Genomic DNA, 18,806 nt, shown 5'->3' with positions numbered 1-18,806 from the left:
GGGCAGCCAGTCTCGGCGAGGCTGATGTTGGCGGCTAGAGCGTGCGCAAATCGTCCGGCGTGTCGACGTCGCGCAGAATGCCGGGATCGTCGACGTCGATGCGCGTCAGCGCGTGTGACCTGAGCAGCGCTTTCGCGCCGGTGTCGCCGTCCAGCGCGAGTAGCGCGTCGCGATGCTCGCTGCCGAAGCCGACCGGATGGCCGCGCTGGCCGTCGTAGAACGGCGCGACGAGCGGCGCGCCGTTGTCGAGCGCGCGGGCTACCGCTTCGATCGTCGGAACCGCAATGCGCGGCATATCGGCGAGCGCGACGATCCAGCCCTCGGCGTCGTCGCTCGCTTCGATACCGGCGGCGAGGCTCGCGCCCATGCCGCGCTCGGCGCTCGCCGCAAACACGACATCACAGCCGGCATCGTTCAGCGCGCGGGCGAGCGCGTCGGAGCCCGGCCGCACGACAGCGAGCACCCGCGTCACGACCCGCAGCAGCCGATGCGCGGCTTCATGCGCAACCGGCTTGCCGTCGGGCATACGTGCGAGCAGTTTGTTGTGCAGCCCGTGCGGATCGAAGCGCGAGCCGAGACCGGCGGCGAGCAACACACCAGTGGCGAGCGAGGCGTAGGCCATCGGCGGATACCGGTAGACAGGAATGCCCCCGATTGTGCGATGCAACGGGGCGCGAAGCAAGCGGCAAGGCACGCCCGATGCAAGCCGCCCGCCGCTTTCGCTTTCACTCCAATTCCGGCACTGCCGCCGGTTCAGGTCCGCACCACCTTGTCCAGCGTGATCGGCAGATCGCGCACCCGCACGCCGGTCGCGTTGTACACCGCGTTCGCGATCGCGGCCACCACGGCCGTGATGCCGATCTCGCCGATACCGCGCACGCCGAGCGAGTTGATATAAGGATCGGGCCGGTCGATGAAGGTGATGTCGAGCGTGCCGATATCGGCATTCACCGGCACGTGATACTCGGCGAGGTTCGCGTTCGTGAAGCGTCCGAAGCGCGCATCGAGCGTGCTTTCCTCCTGCAGCGCCGCGCCGATGCCCCATACGATGCCGCCCATCATCTGGCTGCGCGCGGTCTTCTGGTTCAGCACGCGGCCGACGTCGTACACCGCGACCACGCGCGGCACGCGGATCGTGCCGAGCTCGGCATCAACGTGGACCTCGACGAACACCGCGCCGAACGAGTGGAACGAGTACTTCTGCCTCTCATTGCCGGGCTTCACGGTCGCGGACGCCTCGATCGGCTTGCCGCCCGCGCGCGCGACGATCGCCGCGGCCGGATCGCGCTTGCCCGGTTGCGAGCGGCTCACGACCCAGCCGCTTGCGACGGTGACGTCATCGAGCGGCAGGCCATGCACGGGCGACGCCGCATCGGCAAGCGCCAGCGCGATCAGCTGGCTGCGCGCCTGGCTCGCCGCGTCGCGCACCGCGGGCGACACGCTGGCCGCCGACTGCGAGCCGCCCGAGACCGGCGCGCGCGGCAGCGACGAATCGCCGAGCGCGAAGCGGATCTGCTCGGGCGTGAAGCCGAGCGCATCGGCGGCGACCTGGGTCATCACCGTGTAGGTGCCGGTGCCGATGTCCTGCGTGCCCGATGCGACCACCGCGGTGCCGTCCGGCAGAATCTGCACAAGCGCCGACGCCTCGCTGCGGTTGGCCGGATAGGTCGCGGTCGCCATGCCCATGCCGATCAGCGTGTTGCCGTCGCGCCTCGAACGTGGCGCGTGCGGGCGGCGCGACCAGCCGAACTTCTCGGCGCCGATCCGATAGCACTCGCGCAGCGACTTGCCCGACCACGGCTTGTGCTCCTGCGGATCGCTGTCAGCGTAGTTCTTCAGGCGCAGCGCGAGCGGGTCCATCTTCAGCGCGACGGCGAGTTCGTCCATCGCCGATTCGAGCGCGAACGAGCCGGTGGTTTCTCCGGGTGCGCGCATGAAGGTCGGCGTGCCGACATTGAGTTGCACGAGCCGGTGCGTCGTTATCTGGTTGGGCACCGCGTACAGCATGCGCGTGACCATACAGCAGGTCTCGGTCCAGTCTTCGATCATCGACGTGTTCGAGATGCTGTCGTGACGCATCGCGCTCAGCGTGCCGTCATGCCGCGCGGCGATCACGAAGTGCTGCTCGGTGCGCGGCCGCGCGCCGACCGGGCCGAACATCTGCGGGCGTTCGAGCGCGAGCCGCACGGGCCGCCCGGTTTGCCGCGCGGCCATCGCGCACAGCGACACGTGCGACCACGACGAGCCCTTGCAACCGAAGCCGCCGCCGATCAGCGGCGAGATCACGCGCACGTCGGACACAGGGATGGCGAACGTCTTCGCGAGCACCTGCGCGGCGCCGCTCACGCCCTGCGTCGAGTCGTAGACCGTCAACTGCGGGCCGTCCCATTGCGCCATCGTCGCGTGAGGCTCCATCGGGTTGTGGTGCTCGATCGGCGTCGTATAGGTCGCTTCGATATGCACGTCGCCGCTTTGCATGCCGTCCTCGAAGCTGCCGCGCTGCGTGTCGGTCTGGCGGCCCTGCGGCTTGTCCGGCGCATGCGCGTGCGCCTTCGCCTGCTCGAAGTCGAGCGCCGCGGCGCCCGGCTGATAGGCGATGCGCAGCTGGCGAGCGGCATCGGCCGCATGTTCGAGCGTATCGGCGACGACCACCGCGACCGGCTCGTTGCTGTAGTGCACTTCGTTATCCTGCAGAAGCGACAGATGCCGGCCGGCCGGCGGCGCGAGCGCGGGCCGGCCGCCATTCGGCAGGCGCGGCGCGTTCTGGTAGGTCATCACGAGCAGCACGCCGGGCACGGCCTCGGCGCGGCTCGCATCGATCGACGCGATCGTGCCGGCCGCGATCGTGCTCGTCACGAGCACCGCATGCGCGAGGCGCGCCCCGGGGAATTCGGCTGCATAACGCGCGTCGCCGGTCACCTTCAGCAGTCCGTCGACGCGATCGAGCGGTTGTCCGATCAGATTCATGCGATACCTCCCGTGTTGCCGGCTGCCTGATTGACCGCACGCACGATCGCGCGCTGCGCGAGCTGCACCTTGAAGGCGTTGTCGTGGCGCGGCTGCGCGCCGCTCAACGCGGCCGCGGCGGCGTTCTTCAGCGTGGCCTGGCTGAGCGGCTGGCCGCTCAGCATCTGCTCGGCCACGTTCGCGCGCCATGGTTTGTGCGAGACGCCGCCGAGCGCGATGCGCGCGCTCTGAACACGCTCGCCGTCCATCTGCAACGCGGCCGCGACCGATACGAGGGCGAACGCGTAGCTGGCGCGGTCACGCACCTTCAGATAGTGCGAATGCGCGCTGAACAGCGGCGGCGGCAGATCGACTGCGGTGATCAGCTCACCGGGCTGCAAGGTGGTATCGACATCGGGCCGGTCGCCCGGCAGCCGATGGAAATCGGCGAACGCGATCGTGCGCTCGCCCTTGGGACCGCTCACGCGCACCAGCGCATCGAGCGCGGCCAGCGCGACGCTCATATCCGACGGGTTGACCGCAATGCATTGCGGGCTCGCGCCGAGGATCGCATGCGCGCGGTTATGGCCGTCGAGCGCCGCGCAGCCGCTGCCGGGCAGGCGCTTGTTGCACTGCGTGAACGCGGTGTCGTAGAAGTAGCCGCAGCGGGTGCGTTGCAGCAGATTGCCGCCGACCGTCGCCATGTTGCGCAACTGCGCCGAGGCGCCTGCGAGCAGCGCTTGCGACAGCAGCGGGTACTGCTCGCGCACCAGCGCGTGATTGGCCGCGTCGCTGTTGCGCACCAGCGCGCCGATGCGGATGCCGCCGCCGGCCAGCGTCGTCACCGAGTCGAGGCCGCCGATGTGCGTGATATCGATGAGCCGCACCGGCCGCGCGACGCCGCCCTTCATCAGATCGAGCAGATTCGTGCCGCCGCCGATGAATACCGCGCCCGGCTGTTGCGCGGCGCGCACCGCGCTAGCGACATCGCCGGCGCGTTCGTAGGAGATCGCGTCCATGTCGGTCTCCGTCAGGCGTTGTCGTGCGCGGCGCGGACCGCGGCGACGATGTTCACGTACGCCCCGCAGCGGCAGATGTTGCCGCTCATGCGTTCGCGGATTTCGTCGTCGGTGAGCGCGGCGGGACGCGCGCGCACGTCGGCGGTCACGGTGCTCGCCGTGCCGTTGCGGAATTCGCTGAGCAGGGCGGTCGCCGAGCACAACTGCCCGGGCGTACAGTAGCCGCACTGGAACGCATCGTGTTCGATGAACGCGGCCTGCACCGGACTCAACGCGCCGTTGCTCGCGAGTCCTTCGACGGTCGTGATTTTCTCGCCTTCGTGCATGACCGCGAGCGTCAGACACGAGTTGATGCGGCGGCCGTCGACGAGCACCGTGCAGGCGCCGCATTGACCGCGGTCGCAGCCTTTCTTCGTGCCCATCAGACCCGCGTATTCGCGCAACGCGTCGAGCAGCGTCACGCGCGGTTCGAGCTGCAGCGTGTACGCGCGGCCGTTGACGGTCAACGTGACGGGGCGCGGCGGCACCACGGGGTTGCCTGGCGGCGCGGGTGAGGCGGGCGCCGGCGCTTGCGTTTGCGCGCGCAGATGCGGCGCCGCACCGATCGTCGCGGCGGCCGCCGCCGATTGCAGGAAGCGACGTCGTGACGGTTGGGAAGGCGTGGTGGTGGGCTCGGCGGCGGACTCTGATGCGGGGGCGTCCCCGCAATGCTGACATTCTGTAGGCGTAGTCATTACGATCTGTTGACTCCACTGAAAGGTCAATGCAGGCTGACGACGCGTCGATGTCCAACGCATCGCGTTGAAACAAAACTATTGCGCAGCAATTTGAATGCCGTTGCAGCTAACACGGTATTAAAAACTCGCTGCAAGCGCAAAGCCGATCTGCGCAATAAAGGCAGGCCAATATGCGCAATGACCGCGATGGAGCCCGGCTGGAGCCGCACAAACACGGGCAAAAGCTGCACGTTGCAACGGGGAAAATGTGAAATCGACCTCCGGGCTCAACGCGCCCGGCAGGCTGCGAGGATGCCTCGCAGCAAATCGATCGGCGGCGGCGGACATCCGGGGATCGTCACGTCGACTGGCAAGATCGACGAAACAGGGCCGCACACCGCGTAACTGTCGGCAAAAATGCCGCCCGTGCACGCGCATTCGCCTGCGGCAACGACGAGTTTCGGGGTGGGTGTCGCGTCGTACGCGGCGAGCATGGCTGCTCGCATATTCAGCGTCACCGGCCCGGTCACGAGCAGCAGGTCGGCATGCCGCGGACTCGCGACGAATTTGATTCCAAGTCCTTCGATGTTGTAGTACGGGTTGTTCAGCGCGTGGATCTCCAGTTCGCAACCGTTGCATGAACCCGCGTCGATCTGCCGGATGCACAGCGCCCGCCCGAGCAGATCGAGAATATCCTCGCGAATGCGTCGCTCCTCGTGATGCCACGCGTGTTCCGCCGCCGGCGCGGGTTCGCCGGGAAAATCGGTGCGCGCGAATTGCCGGATCAGTTGCCACATCAGAGATCGTGCCCCGCGTAGTTCAGGTTGAACGACTTGTTGATCAGCGGGAAATCGGGAACGATGTTGCCGATGATCGCGTGCTCGAGCGCCGGCCAGTTCTGCCACGACGGATCGTGGCAATGGCATCGAGCGATGACGTCGCCGGGGGCGAGTTCGAGGGCGACGAATACGTCCCCCCGCCAACCTTCCACCCAGCCTATGCCTTGCGCGGGCGTCGTTGCAGGCGTCGTGGCGACGACCACCGGACCATCCGGTAGATTGGCCAGCAGCGTGCGGATCAGGCGCAGGGATTCATCGATTTCGGCGAAGCGCACCGCGACGCGCGCGGCAACGTCGCCGCGCGCATCACTAACCGCATTGACCGCGATGTCGTCATACGGAGCGGGCCGCAAGTTGGCGCGAACGTCGAAGGTTCGACCGCTGGCGCGGGCGGCCATGCCACGCACGCCAAAATGCTCGACGACAGCGGGGGTCAATTGGCCCGTGCCGAGGAATCGATCCTGCAGTCCGGACTGGTCATCGTAGACTTTGCGCATCACGTGGACCTCGCGTTCGATGCGTTCGCATTGCTCCGCCAGCACCGCCGCGTCGTCGGGGCGAACGTCGATCGATACGCCACCCGGCACGATCCGATCCATCAGGTACCGATGTCCGAATGTACGTGCGTTCATCCGTATCCAGTCCTCCTTGAGCCGCGAGAACTGCGCGAGTCCGAAGCCGAACCCGGCGTCGTTGCCCAGCGCGCCGAGGTCGCCGAGGTGGTTGGCCACGCGCTCGCGTTCCAGCAGAAGCGCTCGCATATACAGTGCGCGCTTCGACAGTAGCGTGCCGCTGGCTTGCTCGAGCGCCATGCAAAAGGCCCACGAGAACGCGACGGTCGAGTCGCCCGCAATCCTGGCGGCAACCCGATGACCGCGCGATGCCGGAGTACGTTCGAACAGACGCTCGACGCCACGGTGGACATAGCCGAGACGTTCTTCAAGGCGCAACACCTTCTCGCCGACGACCGAGAACCGGAAATGCCCCGGTTCGATGATGCCGGCATGAATCGGCCCGACCGCGATCTCGTGTACGCCATCGCCCGCGACCTGCACGAATGGGTAGTCCGCCTCGCTCGAATCAAAGTCTTCGACACCCGTCGCCTGCCGTTGCAGCGGGAAATAATCTTCGGGCCAGTTGCCGTGATTGAGCCACGGCCGCGTGTCCTGGGCGCCACGCGCCCGCAGGCCGAGCAGATCGAAGATCGCCCGTTGCATGCGAGTCGCGCACGGGAAAACGGTGGCGAGATCGGGATAGTCTCCACCGGCATCCTGCTTCCGCCCGATCGCGAGGCGTACCCACAATATGCCGTCATCGCATTCGTACGCGGCATTCACCGAGAAGCCGTCTTCGGCTGCTTCGCTGCCCCACATTGCAACGAGGCGCCGCTGCTCGGATCTCGCGGTTCGCACCAGCTCGAGCCACACTGATTCATCGGCGCTCACCACATGCGCTGGAATCTGGCCCGCACGGTGCGTGAGGCGGATGGCGGCAATTTGCATCGATTCGAGTCGCATCCGTCACCCCGCCAACATCGTTGCGGCCTGGCGATACCACGTCGCCAGGTAGGGTGGCACATAAAGCCCAAGCATCAGCCCCAAACCCAGATGCACGAATACCGGCAGCGGCGCGGGACGATGCTCGAGCGGTTTGGCCGTCGTCGTTTCACCGAACACCATTTGCTGCACGCGCGCGAAGATCGCCGCGAATGCGACGGCGAGGCCGAGCAGCAACAACGGCGCCGTCCACGGTATCGTGTTCATCGCGGTGGTCAGGATCAGGAATTCGCTTGCAAACACACCGAACGGCGGCAGGCCGAGAATCGCGAGCGCGCCGAGCAACATGCCCCAGCCGACCGTCGGGCTGACCTGCAGCAGCCCGCGAATGCCTTCGATCGCCTGAGTACCGGCCTTCTGCGTCGCGTGGCCAACCGCAAAGAAGATTGCCGACTTGACGAGGGAGTGGACGGTCATGTGCAGCAGACCGGCGAACGTCGCGACCGGGCCGCCGAGGCCGAACGCGAACGTCATCAATCCCATATGCTCTATCGACGAATACGAGAACAGCCGCTTGACGTCCTTCTGCCGAAACAGCGAGAACGAGGCGACCAGCACCGACACGAGCCCGAACCCGACCAGCAATCGCCCCGGCAGGCCGTTGCCAAGCGCACCGTCCGCCAACACCTTGCAGCGCAGCACCGCGTACAGCGCGACGTTCAGCAGCAGCCCGGACAGCACCGCTGAAATCGGTGTCGGGCCTTCGGCGTGCGCGTCCGGCAGCCAGTTGTGCATTGGCACGAGTCCGACTTTCGTGCCGTAGCCGACCAGCAGGAACACGAAGGCGATCGACACGATGGACGGGTCGAGGTGCGTCTTGACGGCGGCAAGGCTCGTCCACAGCAGCGCATCGCCGTCGGTCAGTTGCCGGCTCGCGGCGAGGTACAGCAGGATCGTGCCGAACAATGCCTGCGCGATGCCGACACCGCACAGGATGAAGTACTTCCAGGCGGCTTCGAGGCTCGCGGCGGTCCGATAGACGCTGACGAGCAGCACGGTCGCGAGCGTGGCGCCTTCCATCGCGACCCACAGCACGCCAAGGTTATTGGTCAGCAGCGCGAGCAGCATCGCGAACATGAACAACTGGTACATGCTGTGATAGAGGCGCATGCGCGTCGCCGTCATCCGGCCGCGCGCCTCTTCGACCTGCATGTACGGCCGCGAGAACAGCGATGTCGTCCAGCCGACGAACGCAGTCAGCGCGACGAGGTACACGTTGAAGGGATCGACGAAGAATGCGCGTTCGAACGCGAACGACGGTCCATGTTCGACGGTACGCGCGGCGAGCACGAGCGTCGCCGCGAACGTCACGGCGCTGAAGCCGGCGTTCAGGTTGCGCGCGACATGAGCGGGTCGCACGGCCGCAAGAGAGGCGGCCGCCACGAGCGGAATGCCGAGCACGGCGAGCACGACGTGGGCGTCATTCATCTTTGAGTGTCTCGAGGTGACGGATGTCCAGGCTGTCGAACTGCTCGCGAATCTGGAACATGAACACGCCCAGAATCAGAATCCCGACCAGCACGTCGAGTCCGATACCGAGTTCCACGATCATCGGCATGCCATTGGTGGCGGCCGTTGCGGCGAAGAACAGCCCGTTCTCCATCGACAGGAAGCCGATCACCTGGGGAATCGCCTTCGCGCGCGTGATCATCGCCATGAACGACAGCAGCACGCACGCAAGCGCGATCCCGAGCGTGCCGCGCGCGGCCGACGTCGCGAGCTGGCTGATCGGCGACGCGACGTTGAACGCGACGATCACGAGCACGATGCCGATCAGCAGCGTCGTCGGAATGTTGATGAGCGGCTCGACGTCGGCCTGAATGTCGAGCTTGCGCACGAGGCGATACAGGAGCCACGGAATCACGCCGACCTTCAGCACGAGCGTCAGTCCGGCCGACACGTACAGATGCGCATCACCGGTCACGAAACCGAGGATCAGGTTGGCCAGAACCAGCGCGACACCCTGTAGCGTATAGAGGTGGATCAGCGACAGGATCCGACGCTGACTCAGCATCGCGAACGACAGCATCAGCAGCACCGCCGCGAGGAAATTGATCAGTTGCGTCGCGTAGGTGTGCATTCATGCTCCCAATAGGAGGTGAACGAGCATGCCGATCACCGCGAGCAGGAAGGCGGTCGCGAGGAACTCCGGGACCCGGAAAATCCGCATCTTCGCGTTGGCGGTCTCGACCACGGCCAGCGCGGCGCCGCCCGCCATCAGCTTGACGAAGAGTGCCGGCACCGCGAGCAGCAGCGCGAGCGGATTACCCGCCGCGGCGATCCCCCACGGCATGAACAGCGCAATGCCGATGCACGAGTAGGCGAACAGTTTGAGGCTGGCCGCCCATTCCATCAGCGCGAGGTGCCGCCCCGAATATTCGAGGATCAGCGCCTCGTGGATCATCGTCAGCTCGAGGTGGGTGGTCGGGTTGTCGACGGGCAGCCGCGCATTTTCGGCGAGCGACACCAGCGTGAACGCTATGCCGGCGAACGCCAGGCTCGGATAGATCGTCAGCTCGCTGTGTCCGAGCGTCGCGACGATGCTCGTGAGCAGGGTCGACTGCGTGATCAGCGAGGCCGACAGCAGCACCATCAGCAAGGCCGGTTCCGCGAGGAAACCGACCAGCATCTCGCGGCGCGCGCCGAGCGAGCCGAACGCCGTGCCGATATCCATCGCCGCGAGCGACAACGCGACGCGCGCGAACGCAAACAGGCCGACGAGCGCGATCGCATCCGCGGCGGGAGACAGCGGCAATTCGGTCGACAGCGTCGGCACGATTGCACAGGCGAGCGTCATCGCCGCCCACACGACATACGGCGCGCCGCGGAACACCGGACTCGCGCCATAAGCGACGACTGATTCCTTGTTGAACAGCTTGTGGAGCATCCGGTACGGTTGCCAGATGCTGGGCGCGCGCCGGTTCTGCAGCCACGCGCGGCACTGGTTGACCCAACCCGTGAGCAGTGGCGCCGCGGCAAGCGCCAGGACGATCTCGAGGGTTTGCGATAGCACGCCGGATACGGTCACCATCGTCTCACCAGCAGCAGGAGCACGATCAGCACGGCGAAGCTGTAGGTCAGGTACACGGCAATCTTGCCCGTCTGCAGCCGCCCCGCCCATTCCGCCGCGCGTTGCGTGAGTGCCGCGATACGGTCGTAGAGAATCGACCACGTGCGGTCAGCGACCGAGACCCGGTAAGCCGGCTGTGCGTCGAACGGCGACGGCAGTTGCCGCTCGATGCGCAGCAGCGGCGCGAAGATCTCCCGGATCGGTTGCCCGAAGCCTTCCGCCGTATCCTGCATCCGCGCGGTCGTAAACGGGAAGCCGCAACTCCACGGCGCGGCCCGTCGCAGCCGACCGTGGTAGAAGCGCCGTACCAGCACCCACGCAAGGCCGCAGCAAGCGACGAAAAACAGCATGAACATGACGGGCATGTAACTCGCCCGCGCGGTCGACACCGGCACGAAGATCAGCCAGCCATGATTTTCCGCGCCGATCCCGGCACCGACGAGCACGCGCGTGACCCGGTCCAGCACCTTGACGAACTGCGTAGGCATCAGTCCGAGCAGTACACCGGCCACCGCGAACCAGCAGAACGCGAGCCGTTCCCAGGTATTCGCGTCGTGTGCGCGACTCAGTTTCGCTTCTCTCGGCTGCCCGAGGAAGACGATGCCGTAGAACTTGACCATCGTGTAACCGGCGAGAGCTGCCGTCATCGCGACGAGTGCGGCCGCAATCGGCACCGTCATCGCCAGCACGGAATTCTGCAAGCCGGGCGTGAACAGGAAGCTTTGCAGCAGGAGCCACTCCGCGACGAAACCACTCATGGGAGGCAAGCCGGCGCTGGCTGCGACGCCAGTGAGCACGGCCCAGGCGGTCCACGGCATGACGCGGATCAGGCCGCCAAGCTTGCCGAGATTGCGCTCCCCGGTGGCGTGCAGCACAGCGCCGGTGCCGAGGAACAGCAGGCTCTTGAAGGCCGCATGCGCGACGATCTGGTAGAGCATCGCGCTCAGCGCAAGCGCGGACAGGGCCGTCATCCCGTACGCGCGAAACAGCACCGCGAGCCCGAGCGAGACGATCATCAGGCCGACGTTGTCGATCGACGAATACGCGAGCAGGCGCTTCATATCGACCTGGATCGTACTGAACACCACGCCGAGCAGCGCGGTGCCGATACCCAGCACGAGCAGCAGCACGCCCCACCAGGCGAACTGCACGTGCAGCAGGTCGAACACGGTCCGGATCAGGCCATACAGGCCGACCTTCAGCACGAATCCACTGAGCAGCGCCGATACGGGGGACGGCGCCGCGGGATGGGCGTCCGGCAGCCACACGTGCAACGGGAACACGCCCGCCTTGGCACCGAATCCAACCAGCGCGAACAGGAACGCGAGCGATGCCCACAACGCATCGGGCGACTGCGCGCGCAGATTGGCAAACGTGTAGTCACCGGTGCGCGCCTGCAGGATGCCGAAGCAAAGCAGCAGCGCGAGCGCGCCGACGTGGGAGATCAGGAAATACAGGTAACCTGCGCGGCGGATCTCGGCGATCCGATGGTTGGTCATCACGAGGAACGTCGCGGACAGCGTCAGCGTTTCCCAGGCGACCATGAACACATACGCATCGTCGGCGATGAGCACGAGCGCGATGCTCGCGATGCAAACGTGGTATTCGAAGCAGATGAGTCCCGGCGCGGACCCTTCGCCCTTACGGAAATAACCGGCGGAGAAGGCGCCGATCCCCGCGCTGACGACACCAAGCACGAACAGGAAATAGCCGGATAGCCCATCGACGCGCAGATGGAACGGCAACCCGGGCAGTCCGATCGGCAGCACCGCGGTGGTCGGTTCGGAGAAGATGCCGGCGAGTCCCGCCGCGCCCAGCAGTAGCCCTCCCAGCGCGCCGAGCGGAAACAGCCCGTGGGCAACGAATCGCGTGCGATGCAGAACTCCGAGACCCAGCGTGCCGGTCGCAAGCCAGGCGGCCGCCACCAGCAGGACGAAATGGACGACCGTGAAGGGTGCCATCCGGAATGTCTCCAGTACGCTCGGATTGGGACGAGGAGCATGGAATGAGCTCCAGCTTGCCGGGCTCACTCAAACCGCATTATGACATCAGAAAACCAATCTGGATAACAGGATATGATAATAGCGTTATCATGTGAACCACATGTTCGAGCGAATCGGCGGCCCTGTGCGCAGCTCGCCTGCATCCGGTGCGCGAAGCGTCTATTCGCCGCGTCTTTGCTGTTGTTCCGAGCGATTGAGTGAAGATCCTATGCCTGCGCAGTACTTTCGAAGCCTGACGGGAAGACACCGCAGCACGACCGCGAACCGTCAGCTCGGGTTGTCTCTTGCCTTCGTGGCCGGCGCCACCAATGCCGGCGGCTTCCTCGCGGTCAAGCAATACACGTCCCATATGAGCGGCATCGTGTCGGCGATCGCGGACCAGACGGCGCTCGGGGACATCCGGCTCGTGTTGGCTGGCATCGGTTCGCTGGCATCGTTTGTCGTCGGAGCGGGGTGCTCGGCCGTGCTCGTCAACTGGGGGCGCCGCCGCGGCCTGCAAAGCCAGTACGTGCTGCCATTGGCGGTCGAGGCCGCGCTGCTGCTCCTGTTCGGTCTGCTCGGCAGCCACCTCGCGCTACGCGAAGCGTTCTTCGTCCCCGTTACCGTGATCCTGCTGTGCTTCATCATGGGGCTGCAGAATGCGATGATCACCAAGCTGTCGGGCGCGGAGATCCGTACCACACACATGACCGGCATCGTCACGGACCTCGGAATTGAGTTGGGTAAGTTTTTTTACTGGAATCGATCGGCGCTCATTGACGACGCGCAAGCGGTCATCGCAAACCGCGCGAAGCTGAAGATCCACGGCACGATGCTCACGTCGTTTTTCGTGGGCGGCCTGATCGGCGCAATCGGTTTCAAGCATGTGGGCTACGTGTCGACCGTGCCGCTCGCCGGCGCGCTCGTCACACTCGCGATCGTGCCCGTCGCCGACGATGTGCTGGCCTATCTCTATCGGTTCGAGCGCAGGCACTGACCTCATAGGAGGCGGGGTGAATCCTCGTCGAAAGCAAATGCATTATAATTTGGTTAGCATATTCGCCGACCCGTCCTCGTAATGGAAACGAAAACCGCACGCCTGACCGTCCTGATCGACCCCGCCAAGAAAGAAGCATTTGAAATGCTCTGCTCGGCGCAAGATCTGACGCCGTCACAAGTCGTCCGCCAACTGATCCGCGAGTATCTCGAGCATCACGGCGTGACCTACAAGACCAAGAGTCCACTCGCCAAGCGGGGAAAGTGACGCCCAGGTCGAGGCGTGGTGCCGGTCAACCGCCGATTTCCCAGTGCCCTTGCCCTTGCGCATGCCAGATCAGCCGCTTCGGATCGAGGCGCTCTCCCGTTTTCAGGTGGCGAGCAGTGACGGACAGCTTGAGTTCGCCTGCAAAGTCAAACGAGAGGGCGCGCTCGAACAGGACTTGTCTGGGCGGCAAACGACGCCCGCTTTTCCAGGCAAACGCGACGAAGTTGCTGTCGTCGCCGCACCGAACGATCGCATAGGAAACGCCAAATACCGATTTCAGCCGCTCGAGGTGCCGCGGTATGGCCGGATCATCGTCCGTAAAGTTGATGACGAGGACGCCCGTCTCGGTTAAACGCTCGCGACAGGCGGCGAAGAACGCGATGTCCGCACACCGGCTCGCCATCCCCTCCGCACCAAACGCATCAAGCAGGATCACGTCCGTGCGGATGTGATCCTTCGTCAAGTAGTCCGCGCCATCGGCGCAAACCACCTTGAACCGCGCGTCGTCCGCGGGAATCCTGAACACGTCACGCAGCGCGATCACCTCGGGGCTGATCTCGACTGCGTCGATCGTGACCTCGGGCAGATGCCGATAGCAATACTTCGCCAGCGATCCCCCGCCTAGTCCGATCATGCAGATGTGCGTGGGAGCTGGCTGCAGCAGCAGAAATCCCATCATCGCGCGTGTATAGCCGAGGGTGAGCTTCTCCGGATTCCTGAGCGACATGAAGCTCTGAGTGGCGAAGTGATCGAAGTGTAGCGACACCGCGTGCTGCGTCTCCAGCACAAACGGTTGCTCATTACTGATCGGCGTGGACATGAATTTGACGAACGCGTCGTACGAGGTTCGATCCTCAGCCATTCTCGGTATGCTCGGGTAGCCAGACAGTCGATTGAATCATGCACTGCGGACCGCGCTTCCGGGCGGGGCCGCCAACGGGGAACGGCCCGTCAGACCTTCTTCAGAAAGCAGGCCTTGAGCATGAAGCTGCCGGCGTCCGTCTTGCAGTCGATTTCGTGATCGCCACCGACGATCCGGATGCTTTTCACCTTGGTGCCCATCTTCAGCGTGATCGACGAGCCCTTGACGCGCAAATCCTTGATCAGCACGACCGAATCACCGTCCGACAGCGCGTTGCCGTTCGCATCCTTGACGACGCTGCCCGCCGGTTCATCGCTCGCGTCGGTGCCAGCGTTCGCCGACCATTCGTGACCGCAGTCCGCGCACACGTACAGCGTGCCGTCAGGGTAAGTGTTTTCCATTGCGCATTGCGGGCATGAAGGGGCAGCGTTCATTGCAGCTTCCATTGAAACGATTTTGAGTCAGTCAGTAAAAAAGCAGGCGAGCAACCCGCCAGGCCTGAGCCGGTCGTCGTGCCGGCGGCTCGTGGGCGCACAAAATTATAATGCAATACACATGCTCTTACCGTCTAATTATCATCGGACTTTCAGTCCCATTCATCAGACTTACGGGTAGCTTCGCCGCGGATGTCGACAGGTTTGAACTGGACGGAAAATGTCCGCTTTGCGGGTGATAAATTTGGAACTGGCCAACCGGGCCAAAATGGAGTCGGTGCTATGAGCAAAACCGATCGGGGATAACCCCCTGATTGCCGCGCGTTCGCGGGCGACCGAGTATCGCGACGTCGCGGAGCAATAGGCGAGGGAGGGATAATCATGGCGAAGCTGCGCATTGCGACGTTCAACATCAACGGTATCCGCTCGCGGCAGGCGGCGCTATTGCAATGGCTCGAGCGCGAGGCGCCGGACGTCGTCTGCCTGCAGGAACTGAAGGCGGTGGATAGCGCATTTCCAGTCGACGCATTGCGCGACGCCGGTTATGGCGCCGTGTGGCAAGGCCAGAGCGCATGGAACGGTGTGGCGATTCTGGCCAAAGGCGGCGCACCGCTCGAACGTCGGCGCGGTCTGCCCGGTTTCGAAGACGACACGCATAGCCGTTACATCGAGGCCGCGGTCGGCGGCGTGCTGATCGTGTGTTTGTACCTGCCGAACGGCAATCCGCAGCCCGGCCCCAAGTTCGACTACAAGCTCGCGTGGTTCGATCATCTGATCGCGCATGCGGCGCAGCTCTACCAGAGCGGCCACCCGGTCGTGATCGCTGGGGACTTCAACGTCGTGCCGACCGACGAAGACATCTACAACCCGCGCTCGTGGCTAAAGGACGCGCTGCTGCAGCCGGAGAGCCGCGAGCGTTATCGCAGGCTGCTCGCGCAAGGCTGGACCGATGCGCTGCGCACGCATTTCGGCGACGAACGCGTGTACACGTTCTGGGATTATTTCCGCCGTCATTGGGATACGAATTCGGGGCTGCGCATCGATCATCTGCTGCTGAGCGCCGACCTCGCGCCGCGCCTGCGCGATGCGGGCGTCGACCGTTGGGTGCGCGGCGAACCGCATGCCAGCGACCACGCGCCGACGTGGATCGAACTGGAAATGGGCCCCGGCCGCAAGAAGAAGAGCGGCTAGTGAAGCGGCGGGCGATCCGCTTGCGGCGGATCGCCCGCTTTGGCGCGACTGCTGCGCCCTGTTGATCGGCGCCTATGATCCGGCGCCGTGCCTGCTTCAGTCGTAGTCGCGACCGCCGCGCGACCACAGCGCGCCCATCACGAACCCGGCGAGTGCAACCACGGCCAGCGTCGTGAACGGGTTTTCGGCCGTCGTATCGCGCACGAGGCTCGTCGTATTCGCGCATAACTGCTGCGCCTTGCCGCTCAATTCGCGCGCCTTGCCCGCCACCTGCGCGCTGGTGTCGCCGACGGCATCGCCGACCGCGCTTTGCACCTTGCCCGCGACTTCCTTTACCGCGCCTGCCGCTGAATTCGTATCCATATGCATCGCTCCTGTTGTCATATTTACGTGCGGGCCCGCTGCAATTGCAACGCGCTCGCACAAGGGCGCCGCGCAAGCCGTGCCAGTGCGGCGTGAGCCTGCGTCAGTGACGAAAGGGGTGCAAGAAGTGCGCCCGGCGACGGGACGCCATGCATCCGGCCAAATGGGACGTGCTCGAACATCATCGTCGACGCCCGAAATTGATGCCGACGAACACGGCCAGCAGCATCAGAAAACCGCCGAACAGCAGCGCGGCATTGACGAGCACCTGGCGCAGCCCGAGCGTTTCGACGTCGATGAACGGATACGGATAAAAATCCGACAGGCTGCCGCGCCAGAACGTGATGCCGAGATAGGCGAGCGGATAGACGAGCCACAGCGGAGCGTGGCGCAACCGCAGATGAAAACGCGGCACGAACAGCACCCAGTAGAGCGCGGCGAGCATCGGCAGCACGCTGTGCAGCGACTCGTTGAGCAGGCGCCGGTACGGCGACAGCGGCCACAGTCCGCGCAACAGCAGGTTGTACGCGAGGCCGACGAACACGATGTACGCGACCACCGCGGTCACGACCGTGGGCTGCCGGAAAAAGCGCGCGAGCGGCGAGCGGTGCTTCCACAGCACGATGCAGGTGAAGCAGAGCGCACTGGCGAGCACCGTCAGATTGGTCAGGTAGCTGCTCATGCGCGCGAGCGCGTCGAACACGGTGAGCCCGCGCGCGAGCGATCGATCGATCGTGAGGTCGGCTTGCGCGAGGATCGCCATCCACGCGATCAGCGCAATGACCGCCGCCAACGTCAGCGACGACACACTGGGCGTATGCAGCGGCAGCTCGGGCTCGCGCTGCGGAGCGAGGGTAGGGCGCATGCGCTCGATTCTACGCGCGGTGCGCGCGCGGCTGCATGGGCTTTCGCGCCCGCGCGCGCCGGCGTTGGCAAAATACTACGGCGTACTACGCGAGCTACTGGCTGGCTGTAAAGCCGGTTGCAAGCTCGCCGCCACGGCTGCAAGCGCCGCGCTCACTGGCGGCGATTCATCGTGTGTTTCGACCCGTTATGATCGCGGCTGCAGCCCTCGATGTTAACGACGCCGGGCGCGGCAAGCAGTCTCTGTCAGCGCCGGCTCAAGACTCGCAAAACGGAGAGAAAGCATGAAAGCCAGCACCATTGCCGAACGGGAAGCGCGCGGCCGCGCCGCGCGCGAGCATTCGAAACGCTCGAGTCACCGGGCGGTCGGCGAGTTGCACCGCGATCCGATCGAGCTGCTGAAACAGAGCAGCGCGGAGCGCGTCGAGAATCTGGTGCCGCTGCGCTATGGGCGCATGGCTGCCTCGCCGTTCTCGTTCTTTCGAGGCAGCGCGATTCTGCAGGCGCACGATCTGAGCAAGGTGCACGACACCGGCCTCACCATGCCGATCTGCGGCGACGGCCATCTGATGAATTTCGGCGGCTTCGCAACGCCCGAGCGGCAACTGGTCTTCGACCTGAGCGACTTCGATGAAGTCTCGATCGGCCCGTTCGAATGGGACCTGAAACGCCTGTGCGCGAGCCTCGTCGTGGCCGCGCGCCAGATGCGCCTGAGCCGCGGCACCGCCGAGAGTCTGGTGATGACGGCGGTCGGCTCGTATCGCGATCGTGTCGCGCAATACGCGCAGTTCGGCGCGCTCGACCTGTGGTACGACCGCATCACGTTCGACCGCATGGCCGAGATCGCACTGACGCCCGAGCGCCGGCGCGCGGTGCGGCGCGGCATGGAGAAGGCCGCGAGCCGCACGCATGAAAGCCTGCTCGAAAAAATGGCCTCGTTCGACGGCAATCGTTGGACCATCCACGATGCGCCGCCCGCGCTGTTTCACGTGCACGGTGCGAACACGTTGTTGACGGCCGAGGAAACCGAAACCTACCGGACCGGCAACGTCGACAAGATGGTCGAGCAAGTGTGGGACGAGTACCGCAAGACGATCTCGCACGATCGGCGCGAACTGCTGGATCAGTTCACGAGGCACGACGTCGTGTTCAAGGCGGTCGGCGTCGGCAGCGTCGGCACGCGTTGTCTGGTCGTGCTGCTCGTCGATCACATGGGCAAGCCGTTGTTCCTGCAATTGAAGGAGGCGCGGCCGTCGGTCATCGCGCAGTTCTACAAGTCGCCGGCGGTCAAGCATCAGGGCGAGCGCGTCGTGCAAGGACAGCGGCTGCTGCAGGCCGCGAGCGACGTCTTCCTCGGCTGGGGGACCGGGCCGCTCGGGCGGCATTTCTATTTCCGCCAGCTGCGCGACATGAAGCTGTCCGCGAATATCGAGCTGTTCGACAGCGATCTGCTCGACGGCTATGCGCGGCTATGCGGCTGGATCATGGCGCGCGCGCATGCGAAGGCGAGCGGCCAGGCGATCGAGATCAGCGCGTACATCGGCCGCGGCGATCAGTTCGGCGAAGCGCTGAGCGGCTACGCGAGCGCCTACGCGGATCAGGTCGAGCGCGACTATGACGTGTTCATCAAAGCGTGCCGCGACGGCAAGCTCGAAGCGCGCACCGACGAGGACATGGCGGCGGATTTCCGTGTGTAGCGC

The 18,806-nt window shown here is 65.1% G+C and carries 18 protein-coding genes; 4 read left to right on the top strand and 14 right to left on the bottom strand.

What is annotated here, in order from left to right; all coding sequences use genetic code 11:
- Nucleotides 1–34: 34 nt before the first annotated feature.
- The 10 genes from HDG33_RS28730 to hyfB form a co-directional block, all read right to left on the bottom strand.
- Nucleotides 35–622, bottom strand: a complete 588-nt coding sequence (locus HDG33_RS28730) for an NTP transferase domain-containing protein (protein WP_184037185.1) — start codon at nt 620–622, stop codon at nt 35–37.
- Nucleotides 623–753: 131 nt separating this feature from the next.
- Nucleotides 754–2,967 (bottom strand): xanthine dehydrogenase family protein molybdopterin-binding subunit, encoded by a 2,214-nt coding sequence (locus HDG33_RS28725; RefSeq protein ID WP_184037183.1) that lies wholly within the window; start codon nt 2,965–2,967, stop codon nt 754–756.
- Nucleotides 2,964–3,965, bottom strand: a complete 1,002-nt coding sequence (locus HDG33_RS28720) for a xanthine dehydrogenase family protein subunit M (protein ID WP_184037181.1) — start codon at nt 3,963–3,965, stop codon at nt 2,964–2,966. The genes HDG33_RS28725 and HDG33_RS28720 overlap by 4 nt, the downstream gene beginning before the upstream one ends.
- An 11-nt stretch (nt 3,966–3,976) precedes the next feature.
- Complete coding sequence (locus tag HDG33_RS28715; protein WP_184037178.1) at nt 3,977–4,699, bottom strand: (2Fe-2S)-binding protein; 723 nt, start codon at nt 4,697–4,699, stop codon at nt 3,977–3,979.
- Between the two features lie 269 nt (nt 4,700–4,968).
- Entirely contained in the window at nt 4,969–5,478 is a 510-nt protein-coding gene (locus HDG33_RS28710; protein ID WP_184037175.1) for an NADH-quinone oxidoreductase subunit B family protein, read from the bottom strand.
- Nucleotides 5,478–7,037 carry an NADH-quinone oxidoreductase subunit C gene (locus HDG33_RS28705; RefSeq protein ID WP_184037172.1) on the bottom strand — a complete coding sequence of 520 codons (1,560 nt, stop codon included), beginning with the start codon at nt 7,035–7,037 and terminating at the stop codon, nt 5,478–5,480. The genes HDG33_RS28710 and HDG33_RS28705 overlap by 1 nt, the downstream gene beginning before the upstream one ends.
- 3 nt (nt 7,038–7,040) lie before the next feature.
- A complete protein-coding gene (locus HDG33_RS28700; protein WP_184037169.1) occupies nt 7,041–8,504 on the bottom strand; it encodes a hydrogenase 4 subunit F in 1,464 nt (487 codons plus the stop codon).
- Nucleotides 8,497–9,156, bottom strand: coding sequence for a formate hydrogenlyase (locus HDG33_RS28695; protein WP_184010569.1), 660 nt, complete (start codon nt 9,154–9,156; stop codon nt 8,497–8,499). Before HDG33_RS28695 ends, HDG33_RS28700 begins: the two co-directional genes overlap by 8 nt.
- A complete protein-coding gene (locus tag HDG33_RS28690) occupies nt 9,157–10,107 on the bottom strand; it encodes a respiratory chain complex I subunit 1 family protein (RefSeq protein WP_184037167.1) in 951 nt (316 codons plus the stop codon).
- Entirely contained in the window at nt 10,101–12,107 is a 2,007-nt protein-coding gene (gene hyfB, locus HDG33_RS28685) for a hydrogenase 4 subunit B (RefSeq protein ID WP_184037165.1), read from the bottom strand. Before hyfB ends, HDG33_RS28690 begins: the two co-directional genes overlap by 7 nt.
- 250 nt (nt 12,108–12,357) lie before the next feature.
- Here hyfB and HDG33_RS28680 point away from each other — a divergent pair, with 250 nt between their 5' ends.
- Nucleotides 12,358–13,125 (top strand): YoaK family protein, encoded by a 768-nt coding sequence (locus HDG33_RS28680; protein WP_184037161.1) that lies wholly within the window; start codon nt 12,358–12,360, stop codon nt 13,123–13,125.
- An 81-nt stretch (nt 13,126–13,206) separates the two neighbouring features.
- Complete coding sequence (locus HDG33_RS28675) at nt 13,207–13,392, top strand: CopG family transcriptional regulator (RefSeq protein WP_184037156.1); 186 nt, start codon at nt 13,207–13,209, stop codon at nt 13,390–13,392.
- Between the two features lie 25 nt (nt 13,393–13,417).
- Here the strand turns inward: HDG33_RS28675 and HDG33_RS28670 are convergent, their stop codons facing one another.
- Nucleotides 13,418–14,254: a spermidine synthase gene (locus HDG33_RS28670; RefSeq protein ID WP_184037153.1), complete on the bottom strand. Its 837-nt coding sequence runs from the start codon at nt 14,252–14,254 to the stop codon at nt 13,418–13,420.
- Between the two features lie 89 nt (nt 14,255–14,343).
- The gene (locus tag HDG33_RS28665) at nt 14,344–14,688 is read right to left on the bottom strand and encodes a zinc ribbon domain-containing protein YjdM (RefSeq protein WP_184037151.1); all 345 of its coding nucleotides are present in this window, start codon (nt 14,686–14,688) and stop codon (nt 14,344–14,346) included.
- Nucleotides 14,689–15,069: 381 nt separating this feature from the next.
- Between HDG33_RS28665 and xth the strand changes: the two genes are divergently transcribed.
- A complete protein-coding gene (gene xth, locus HDG33_RS28660) occupies nt 15,070–15,879 on the top strand; it encodes an exodeoxyribonuclease III (RefSeq protein WP_184037148.1) in 810 nt (269 codons plus the stop codon).
- A 96-nt stretch (nt 15,880–15,975) separates the two neighbouring features.
- Here the strand turns inward: xth and HDG33_RS28655 are convergent, their stop codons facing one another.
- Complete coding sequence (locus HDG33_RS28655) at nt 15,976–16,242, bottom strand: CsbD family protein (RefSeq protein ID WP_013091250.1); 267 nt, start codon at nt 16,240–16,242, stop codon at nt 15,976–15,978.
- A 181-nt stretch (nt 16,243–16,423) separates the two neighbouring features.
- Nucleotides 16,424–17,107 carry a Pr6Pr family membrane protein gene (locus tag HDG33_RS28650; RefSeq protein ID WP_184037145.1) on the bottom strand — a complete coding sequence of 228 codons (684 nt, stop codon included), beginning with the start codon at nt 17,105–17,107 and terminating at the stop codon, nt 16,424–16,426.
- A 283-nt stretch (nt 17,108–17,390) separates the two neighbouring features.
- Between HDG33_RS28650 and HDG33_RS28645 the strand changes: the two genes are divergently transcribed.
- Nucleotides 17,391–18,803 carry a DUF2252 domain-containing protein gene (locus tag HDG33_RS28645; RefSeq protein ID WP_184037142.1) on the top strand — a complete coding sequence of 471 codons (1,413 nt, stop codon included), beginning with the start codon at nt 17,391–17,393 and terminating at the stop codon, nt 18,801–18,803.
- Nucleotides 18,804–18,806 lie beyond the last annotated feature (3 nt).

It is taken from the genome of Paraburkholderia sp. Cpub6 (assembly GCF_014201065.1).
Taxonomy (GTDB): Bacteria; Pseudomonadota; Gammaproteobacteria; order Burkholderiales; family Burkholderiaceae; genus Paraburkholderia; species Paraburkholderia tuberum.
This window is presented reverse-complemented; position numbering and strand designations above follow the sequence as displayed.